This is a genomic window from uncultured Maribacter sp. (assembly GCF_947495965.1).
In the GTDB taxonomy this organism is placed as follows: Bacteria; Bacteroidota; Bacteroidia; order Flavobacteriales; family Flavobacteriaceae; genus Maribacter_B.
Window position 1 is genome coordinate 1 of the sequence record NZ_CANMBB010000017.1, and the last position, 4,725, is coordinate 4,725.

At 36.8% G+C, this 4,725-nt stretch carries 1 pseudogene; it reads right to left on the reverse strand.

Annotated elements, in window-relative coordinates:
• Positions 1-4,725: pseudogene (locus tag Q0820_RS16830) on the reverse strand (hypothetical protein); the annotation flags it as partial.

Genomic DNA, 4,725 nt, shown 5'->3' on the forward strand with positions numbered 1-4,725 from the left:
TAACAATGTAGTCACCAAATCCTACTCCAGTAAATTGATTAGCAGTTGGAGCTATACCTGTTGCAGATAAATCTGAACGTAATAAGGTAGCGGTAAAAGTTCCAGAGCCACCGTTTACAGTAAACTCTATAACTCCGTCATTAGTAGCACAAGTAGGTTGTGTTAAAGGTGTTGCACTTACTGTTAATTCTGGATCAATAGTAATATTTTCAATTTCAGAACAATTATTAGCATCTCTTATTTCAATAGTATAAGCATCAGCTGTTAAACCTGTATAAGTATAAGGGAAGCTAGCAATACTTTGGAAAGCGCTACCATTAATACGCATAGTATAAGGAGCAATACCTGTATTTATGGCATCTAATGAAACCGTTATTCCAAAACTACCTTCATCTGCACATTCGTCGTCAATAGCTAATGAAATATCAGGAGTTGTATCTGTATCTACGGTGATAGCTAATGGCACTGCGATTACACACCCGTTAGCATCTTGTACGTAAATATCCCAGTTTAAGCTTGTTGTTGGGTCTAATTCTATGGTATTATCAAAAGGATAAACACCTGGGTCACCAGCACCACTAATAGAAGCACCATAACTATATGCTGCAGTTCCTCCTGTAGCTTGTACGGTTACAATAGCATTCGTTTCGATACAATTAGCATTTACATTGCTTACTAAAGATAGAGCTAAAGCTTCTGGCGCATCTATAGTAACAGTATTAGAGGTACCAACACATTCAGGGAATGCTGTTTCCGTAATTCTAACAGAATATATTCCAGCTCCTAAAGTTGAAGCTACATTGAAAATATAAGGATCACTTGTTGCATTATTAGAGTTTGCAGTACCTGCTACAGCTGTACCAGTATTGTCAAACACTTCATAGTTAAAAGTACCTGTGTAACCAGTAATTGTTACTTGTATTACTCCGTCTGTACTATCGCTACATGTAGCATCGCTTACAAGTGCCGCAGTTACATCGATTAAATCATACGGAGCAATAGTATGTTCTAAAGTAACGGAACAATTAGTAACCGTATCCGTTATTTCATAAATATAAGTACCAGGACTAGTTAGTATTATATTCGTTGGATCTGTAATTGTAGTACCACTTGGAAGTTCTGCATAGGTATATGTTCCAGAGCCATTTGCTGCAACAATTTCAATAATTTCTTGACCATTATCACAATCAATAATTTGATTTTGAGTAATACTAGCCGTTACCTCTTGGATAGCTGGTATGGATACAATTTCATTAGCAGTACATCCATTAGCATCTTTTACAACAACAGTTACATCTGAAGAACCAAAAGGTACTTCATAAGTATTTGTTGGTTGGTAATTAGCTCCGTTATCAAAACTATAAACATATGGTCCTGTTCCAGAAGGATTTCCAGGAGTTGCATCATTAATAGTAACAGTTATGGTACTTGCAGAATCATTACAACTAAATGCAGAAGCTGAAGCTGTAATATCTAGCTCCGTTGGTTCTATAACATCAATAGGTAATGTTGATTGACAACCTTTGGCTGAAATTACAGTTACATTATATGTTCCTTGCGTAAGGCCGTTAAATACATTAGTTGGTTGTGTTGTGGTTCCACCATCTAAACTATATGCATAAGCAACATCAATATTCCCGGCATTTAAATTTACTGTAATAGTTCCATTATTTCCTCCAAAACAACTAACAGCAGTCGGTGCTAAAGTAAATGTTGGGTTAGCAGGAGCATCTAGTGTAATAGTTACAGGTGTTGAACAATTTGTTGTAGTATCTTCTACTTCAAAAGTATATGCAACTGAATGCGTTAAACCAGTGAATACACCTGTTGTATTTGTTGGTCCTGCTGGAGTTATTTGTGTATAACTATAGTTTCCTGATCCACCGTTTGCAGTAACTGTTACTTCACCAGAATTTGCTGGATCACAGTTATCCGCGGCAGATACATTAGCTCCTAATGTTAAAGGAGGATATATAGTAATATTTTCAGTTTCAGTACATCCGTTTACATCAGAAATGGTAAATGTATGTGAACCAGAACTTAAGTTGGTAACCGTCATTACGTCGCCAACAATAGATAATGTACTTGCTTGTGGTGCACCACCATCAACACTAATAGTATGTGGTACAATCCCAATGGCATCTAAAGTAATATCTACAGAATAAGCACCTTCAGCAGCGCTACATTGATTATTAATAGCAACGCTAATTGCTGGTGTTGGATCTTCGGTAATGGTAACATCTATTAAAGGGGAAACACATCCATTAGTATCTTGTGCATATACATCCCATACCAAACTTACTGCTGGGTCAAGGGTAAAAGTTGGTCCTTCTGTAAATGTTACTGGAGCAGGTGCTCCGTCAATTACATATGCATAATTATAGGATCCTGATCCACCATTGGCTCTAACTGTAACTTCCGCATTATCTAAACAATTTGCAGGAACTTGGCTTATTAGATTTAACGCTACTGGTGTAGGTTCTGTTATTCTAAAAGGTTCTGTATTACTACATGAAGGTAATGCAGCTTCTTCCACAAAAAGTATGTAATCCCCAGGAGGTAAATCTGTTACTGTTAAGCTTTGTGGTCCCCCAAGAGGTCCAGGTCCAATAGTACCAGCATAAGTACCAGTTCCTACTACTGGAGTGTTAGTAAGCGCATTTAGAATAGAATAATTAATACTTGCTATAGCAGGGTCATAATTATCAACGGTAAAGGTTACTGTTCCATCATCTGCTGTTGCACATGAAATATTTGTAGTATTATCTATTACAGCTGTAATTGTTGACAAAGAAGGTATAGTAACCTCTTGGTAACTGGTACAAAGGTTAATATTGTCTATAGCCTCAATAATATATGTTTGTCCAGGATTTAACCCTGTAAAAGTTGCTATTTCTTCACCAGGACCTCCTGCTACTTCTGTGGTAGGAGCAGTACCAATCCCATATATTTGAAAACTGTAATCTCCAGATCCACTAGAAGCAGTGATTTCTGCAGTTCCTCCTGTTGGGCAATCTGGTGGTGGAATATTAGCTGTTAGGTTTAAATACGGATTTGAAAGTACACGTACTGAACCCAAATCACTTTCGCAACCGTTAGCATCTACAATTCTTACATAGTAATCACCAAAATCAACACCATTAAAAGAATGTGTAGTATTTGCTGTAGTAGCAGGATTAGGGTCTCCGCTTCCTAATGCAACTATGTTATTTGCACTGTCATATAATGTATAAGTGAAATTAGCAAATCCGCCTTGTGTTATAGTAACATCAATTCCTCCTAAATTATTCCCAACACCTGGGTTACAGGTAACATCGCGAGCTACCATGTTTGACAAGATTTGTAATGGCTCATTCACCACAGCATTACCAGAGAATTCACAGCCTCTAGCATCTCTTACTATAAAAGGATAACCAGCAACATTTGCTGCTAAACCAGAATACGTTGTGGTGGAAGTAAAAGGACTTCCATTAAAACTAATAGTATATGGAGCTATACCAAAATTAGTATCTATATCTATAAATACCGATCCATCTGTTCCTCCAAAACAAGCCACATTGGTAACAACTGGTGTTGCCTGTGGAGTTATGGTTGGAGTAATAGTAATTTCATTAGTTTCTACTGTACAATTATTAGCGTCTGTTATTAAGAACTGATAAGTACCATCTGTAGCGGCTCCGTTATAAGTAAATGTATTACCAACAATTGCTGTAGTGGCACCATAGCCTCCGCCATTAAATTGTACTTGATACGTTGCGTACGGAGTATAGCCTTCATTTATAGTAACGTCTATTACGGCATTACCTGTACATAAAAGATCTTGTGTTAATACTGCATTTGCAGTTAATTGAGGTTCAATAGTTTCTGAAAGAATGTTAGAAACACACCCATAAGCATCGGTTACTTGAATATTATAAGTTCCAGGGGTTAAGTTTGCAATTGTAAACGGATTTCCAACTACAGCCGTTTGTGCACCACCATCAATACTATAAGTATATGGAGCTACACCATCGGTAATATTAATTACGAGTGATGCTTGATCAGTACCATCATAACAATAATCTGAAGAGGCATCTACTGCAATTGTTGGAGCTTCTGCAGTAGTAAGTGTTATTGGTTTATCAATAATACAACCACCAGCATCTCTTACATAAATAGTGTAAGTACCTGCAGCTACATTTGTAAATACATTAGTACTTTGGTATGCATAAACTATAGCAGGACCAACAGTATTCTCTAATTGGTATTCATAACTACCCCATCCATCAGTTGCAGTAACTGTTATAGTACTATTTTCTATACAAGTAACAGGTGTGTTGGTAAATGTAAAGTCTAAAGCAGCTGCAGGGTCATTTATTACCATACTAGTTGTTGCTGTACAATTTGTTGTATCGTCTGTTATTGTAACCGTATAGGTATCCGCTGCAAATCCGCTAACAGCTATTGCAGTTGTAAGGTTTATGTTATTTTGCGATTGTACTACTGTAGTAGCGCTATTTTCTACAGTATAACTATAAGTAGTAGCAAAATCACTTACTGTAAAAGTAAATGCACCATCAGTAGCACCTAAACAACTTACGTTATTAGTCAATTGGGAAATTGCAGCTACTCGTGGAATATCTACTACAGTATAATTTTCTTCTATTTGACACCCTTTATTGTCAGTAACTCTAAAGGTGTATGTATCTGGAGCAAGAGCTGTAAATATACCAGAGGTTATTCCAG